This is a genomic window from Terriglobus sp. YAF25 (assembly GCF_052113305.1).
Lineage (GTDB): Bacteria > Acidobacteriota > Terriglobia > Terriglobales > Acidobacteriaceae > Terriglobus.
The window spans coordinates 1-5,463 of the sequence record NZ_JBFRCY010000269.1; the positions used below are offsets into that span (position 1 = coordinate 1).

The following is a 5,463-nucleotide window of genomic DNA, read 5'->3' on the forward strand; positions in this document are numbered from 1 at the left end:
CTGCTCTACAAGGAAGTGACACGTGGTAATTCGGAGAATTTCCTGAAAGACCTTGCGCTTGTTCCACCAACGGCTCCGACCGATGGCTCTTTCACGCTCGATGACTACCCGGATAACTACTTCACGCCCGACGGACCCCAGCCCCCGCCGATTCCAGTAGGCATCTTTCTTCATGACAAGACAAATGCCAACTTCGGCTGCCCGGGGCTACGGGCAAGTGAGGAGCAGTTGGTAAAGGATGCAGATAATCCAACAGCCCGGCTCTGTGTCGCTGACTTCGTGCGTCTCAATCAATCGGTTACATACCTGGAATCGATGACGTCCTCCGGCGATGAGCTTGGCGACACCCCATCGCTCTTTCCTGGGGGGATTTTCGTACGCATGGACACATACATGGCAGTGCTTGCGAATGCTAAGTCCAGCAGGAATGACAAAGCGTACGCGCTCTTTCGTGCCGTGAACTGCTATGCCCCTTCAGGAAATAACGACTGCGGCGGCAAAGACGTACCCAAAGCACAGCGCAAGGCGTGGTTCACGACTCTTAAGCACGATTACGCGGGCACACGGTGGGCCAATGCGCTTCAGTATTACTGGTAGAGCGCGCCACTGGATCGCGCTGCTGGCGCTGGGCGCCACCAACATCTTCTGCGCGCAATCATCCGTTGTCGATGTGAACCGCTACGACGCCTTCTGGCTCTGGGCGGGAGTCACTCCGCAGCCTGCTCTCGCGCACGCCCGTACGGTCTATTTGCTCGATGCAGAGGTGAGGCCCGGCAAGTCTATGCTCATCTCGCAGCGTCCGGCATTACCTCACGTGCAACATGCTGATGTCTGGATGGTGGTACGTGTCGAAACCCTCGACTGGTCTCCGACGCTCTACTCACAGGTGCTGTCTGATCTCGCACGTTGGCGCCAGGCAGGCAACCGCATCGCAGGTCTCCAGATCGACTTCGACGCGAACACGCACCGTCTCGAAGAGTATGCAGCGTTCCTCAAAGACCTGCGCCGACGACTGCCTGCGGACTATAAGCTAGGCATCACCGGCCTGCTCGATTGGAGCAGCCATGGCGATCCGCAGGGTCTCGACGCGCTGGCAGGCGCAGTCGATGAGGTCGTACTACAGATCTACCAGGGACGCCACGTCATCCCTGGGTATGAACAGTACTTGACCCGGCTCGACAGATTGAAGATCCCGTTTCGTATCGGGCTGCTAGAAAACGGCGAATGGCAACAGCCGGCGAACCTCGCCTCGAATCTTTACTTTCGTGGCTTCGTCGTATTTCTGCTGAATCCATAGAGCATTTCTCCTGTAGGTGTAGTGCAGGGCTTGTGCATCTATGGGCGTTTTCCTCAATGAAAACGCCGCTGCACGCTCCTCTCGGGATACCCAGCAACAGTAGAAATGTTCTATCCAAGTGGCAACAGGCCCGAGCGAATGCCAGTAGGTAAAGACAATCGCGATTGTCGCAAGTTGGAAAGTGTGCCAGAGGCGGCAGAACTGCCTCCGGCACGTCTTTTACACGGCGACGAAACCACCGTCGACGAACAGCTCCACTCCTGCGACGAAGCTGCTGTCGTCCGACGCAAGGAATACGACCGCCTTGGCCAACTCATCCGGAGTACCCATGCGGCCCAGCGGTACGCCGGCGGCCAGTCCAGCCTTGAGCTGTTTCTCCTGTTCAGCATCATTGCCCACCAAACCGGAGATTGCCGGCGTATCGATCGGTCCGGGGCTGACGACGTTCACGCGGATCTTGCGCGCCTTCAACTCGTTCGTCCAGGTGCGGGCGAATGAGCGCACCGCAGCCTTGGTCGCGTTGTAGACGCCGAAGTTTTCGAAGCCCTTTATGGAGACGATGGAGCCGTTCAGCACGACCGTTGCGCCATCTGGAAGCAGCGGCAACGCCTTCTGCACCGTGAACACGAGACCCTTCACATTGATGTTGAAGGTCTTATCGAAGTGCTCCTCGGTGTAGCTGCCCAGTGGAACAAATTCCCCTCCGCCCGCGTTGGCAAAGACCACATCCAGCTTGCCCTTCTCCTTCTGGATTTGCGCAAACAGTCGGTCCAGATCCTCCAGCTTCGATACATCACCCTGTATAGCGGTAACATTGCCGCCGATTTCCTTCACCGCAGCATCCAGCGACTCCTGGCGACGGCCCGTGATGTACACGTAGGCCCCTTCAGCGACAAAACGCTTTGCCGTTGCCAATCCAATACCGCTGTTTCCGCCCGTCACCAGTGCAATCTTTCCATTCAGCTTTCCCATTGCCAGCTCCTTTTCGCGCCTGTTGGTTCATATCGATCATTTATTTCGATATCGATCGAAGTAAATGATGACGACCGCGACCCATCGGATTCAGCAACGAGAGAAATTTGTATGAGAAATGTGGATTCGGGTGACAGGTCAGCGCTTTGATGCAGTCTTTGGAAGGCGGAATGCGGTACGGCTAAAATGCTTGGCAACATGCAAATGCTTAATGCATTGAAGCTCTCAATTCTCCTCGTCCTGGCTGCCATGGCCGTGGGTTCCGTCGCGGCGCAGGATCTGGCTCCGGTCGTCAGGGTTGAGGGGCTTGGCCGCGGGCTTGTACGCCTCAACGAGCCGTGGCAGTTTCATCTCGGCGATGATCCTCAGTGGGCCGAACCAGACGTGAATAGCGCTCCGGGTCAGGCTGGTTGGGAGGCGATCAAGCCCGACCGTCCCTGGGGTGCGCAAGGCCACTTCGCCGCGCATGGGTTCGCATGGTATCGACTACGGCTCAACATCACTCCGGCAGCAAATCTCCGTTCGCAGATTCAACTGCTCATCCCCGGCATCTCCGACGCCTACGAAGTCTATTGGAACGGATCTCTGGTCGGCCGCTATGGGATCCTGTCTCCACACCCTTCCTGGCCTGCTGTGTATCAGCCCCAATGGTTCACCCTTCCAAGCCCGTATACCGGAACTCTCGCGATTCGCGTCTGGCAAGGTCCACTCGGATCGAGTTCGAGCGGCATCGTCGGCGGGTTCAGCGAGGCGCCCATCCTGGGCGATGCGGATTCCATCTCGGGATATGTCGGAATATGGAACTACGAATTCCTCAAAGGCACACTCTTTGCCAACGCTCTCAATCTTCTGTACCTGATCGTGGGGATTGCCGGCATCGCACTCTGGTCGCGTCGTAGAAATGAGCGGCTGCTGTTGTGGTTCTCAATCTTCGCGGTCTGTCCGGCGATTTGGGGTTCGGTCTACACGATGCGAATTCCGGTCTCCAGTCAATTCGCTCAATTCCTGGTTCAGCCCCTGTGGCAACTTCGCAATGTTGCGCTTTGGTTTTTGCTGATTGAGATGCTTCATCTCGGCGATAAAAAGCACCTGGCCCAGTGGGCCAGGATTCTGGCGATCGTGAGCGTCACCGCTGCCTTCCTTGATGGATGCCTTATCTACATCCCTGCCGCATGGCTTTCATCGACGGCGGGCGCGTGGGCCGATGGCATCCTTACCGTCGTCATTGAACCCTGCGATCTGTATCTCGTAGTCCTCGCGATCTTCGGATTCCGCCAGAAGCTTGACTCTGTCCGCTGGATAGTGGCTGTCAGCGCAAGTCTTTCGCAATTAGGTGCTGTGATTGCGGCCACAGCAGGACAAGGGCAAAGGTTCACCCACTGGACTTTTGCCCAGAAGCTCTATTCCCCGCTGTTCCATATCGGACCGGTGAGCCTAAGCGCCCTTCAAGTTCTCGACCTGCTGTTGTTCTTTTCCATTGTTTATGCCGTGTACCGATTTCTCTTCGAGCAACAGACCCGCAAGGCGCTGCTCGAGCAGGAACTCGAAAGTGCCCGCGAGCTGCAGCGAGTGTTGATTCCGGAAAAGCCGCCCGAACTGGCCGGGTATACGATTTCGAGCGCCTATCATCCGGCATTGGAGGTAGGTGGAGACTTCTTCCAGGTGCTTCCGCTCGAAGACGAGCAGGCTGGTTCATGTTTGATCGTCCTGGGGGATGTGAGCGGTAAAGGCCTTCGCGCTGCAATGGCTGTCTCCCTCATCGTCGGAGCAGTGCGCACGTTGGCAGAAAACTATTCAAGCCCGGCCATGATTCTGGCAGGACTGAGCCGGCGCCTTCACGGCCGGCTGCAGGGWGGATTCACGACGTGCCTGGCCATGCGTCTCGATTCCGACGGAACCTGCATGCTTGCGAGCGCGGGTCACCCGGCGCCGTATCTGAACGGCAAAGAGATCGAGCTTCCCGGCGCCCTGCCGTTAGGCATCGATCCTTCCATCGACTACGAAGAAACTGTAATCAAGCTTGAGCTCGGCGATCGTTGCACGCTCTATACGGACGGGCTTCTCGAAGCGCGAGCGGATTCGGGAGAGATCTTCAGCTTTGAACGCCTGCAGCGTCTTCTCGCCGAAGCCCACGACGCGGATACGGCTTCCAGAGCCGCAGTCCAATTCGGGCAGGAAGACGATATTACCGTGCTCACACTCACACGTTCGGCGTGAGAAAACGCTCCCCGAGAACGTAGCTTTAGAATGTGGGCCGCCGATTATTTGCGGCGGCCCGCATTTCTTACTGATAAGCACCCATGGAAGGAGTGCTGCCGCGTTGATCYCCGACGATGTCTACCTGCGAAGCCTTGGAAGAGGTGCCGGCAGATTTACCTGCCGAGTTGGATTGCAGCGCGAAGTTCGTCGCCGAGGCGAAGCTTGGTGGGCTGACTACTGGTCGTGAATCGAAAGCGGGAGCGGCTCCGGCTCCGTACCAGAGGTTATTCGTCCCAGTTACACCCTGGCTCTTCGATTGGATATAAGGCTGCGCCGCAGAAGGCTGAACGCAGATGTTATTCGTCAAGTTGATGCCTGCGCCTGCATAGACTACACCGAAGCATCCATTCTGATTTCCGAGTGTGTAGGCTCCAGCATCCACAACAGTGTTGTTGTAGACCTGTACCGTTCCACTTGTTGAACCGGCAGGATCTGAGTTGATTGCGATGCCTGCCTCATTTGCAACTCCGTAAGGATTGGAGGCAATCGCGACATGGGCCACCACGTTGTTGTAAACCTCAACGGTTCCTTGCGAGGGATTGACCGATGCCAGTTGGATTCCATCGCAGTATCCGCCGGTAATGACATTGTCATGCACATGAAGGTCGTACTGATTGCTACCAGTCGTGGCATGGAACATGATGCCGCGGCAGTATCCCTTGAAGTTTTGTCCAATGGTGTTCCAACCGACGTCTGCGTGATTGGCGCCAGACGAGAAGTAGACCGCGTGATAGGTTTTATCTACATTGCCACCGGTGTCATGCACATTGTTTCCCTGAAACGCCCAGGTGTCAGAGCTATTTGTAGTTTCAGCCAGAACGCAGGCCGTCCCACCGATACCGGAAGGAGGCGCTGGGCAGGACACGCTGTTGTTGATGATGCGGACATTGCCGACCTCAGAGTCGATCGCAGACCTTTCGCCGACGACATTAAGG

Annotated in this window: 4 protein-coding genes and 1 pseudogene; 3 read left to right on the top strand and 2 right to left on the bottom strand. The window is 56.8% G+C overall.

Annotated features, from left to right (window positions below):
- Together AB4043_RS12765 and AB4043_RS12770 are read left to right on the top strand one after the other, a co-directional pair.
- On the top strand, positions 1 to 597 hold a 597-nt coding region (locus AB4043_RS12765; RefSeq protein ID WP_442307206.1), incomplete at its 5' end, for a hypothetical protein.
- Positions 575 to 1,297 carry a DUF3142 domain-containing protein gene (locus AB4043_RS12770; RefSeq protein WP_442307207.1) on the top strand — a complete coding sequence of 241 codons (723 nt, stop codon included), beginning with the start codon at positions 575 to 577 and terminating at the stop codon, positions 1,295 to 1,297. The genes AB4043_RS12765 and AB4043_RS12770, both read left to right, overlap by 23 nt.
- Positions 1,298 to 1,516: 219 nt before the next feature.
- Here the strand turns inward: AB4043_RS12770 and AB4043_RS12775 are convergent, their stop codons facing one another.
- Positions 1,517 to 2,269 (bottom strand): glucose 1-dehydrogenase, encoded by a 753-nt coding sequence (locus tag AB4043_RS12775; protein ID WP_442299164.1) that lies wholly within the window; start codon positions 2,267 to 2,269, stop codon positions 1,517 to 1,519.
- Between the two features lie 204 nt (positions 2,270 to 2,473).
- Here AB4043_RS12775 and AB4043_RS12780 point away from each other — a divergent pair, with 204 nt between their 5' ends.
- A complete protein-coding gene (locus AB4043_RS12780; protein ID WP_442299163.1) occupies positions 2,474 to 4,486 on the top strand; it encodes a SpoIIE family protein phosphatase in 2,013 nt (670 codons plus the stop codon).
- 67 nt (positions 4,487 to 4,553) lie between these two features.
- Here AB4043_RS12780 and AB4043_RS12785 read toward each other — a convergent pair.
- Positions 4,554 to 5,463: pseudogene (locus AB4043_RS12785) on the bottom strand (IPT/TIG domain-containing protein); the annotation flags it as partial.

Coding starts and splice junctions, on each gene's coding strand:
- AB4043_RS12770 (WP_442307207.1), top strand. CDS start 575: ATGCGCTTCAGTATTACTGGTAGAGCGCGCCACTGGATCGCGCTGCTG.
- AB4043_RS12775 (WP_442299164.1), bottom strand. CDS start 2,269: ATGGGAAAGCTGAATGGAAAGATTGCACTGGTGACGGGCGGAAACAGC.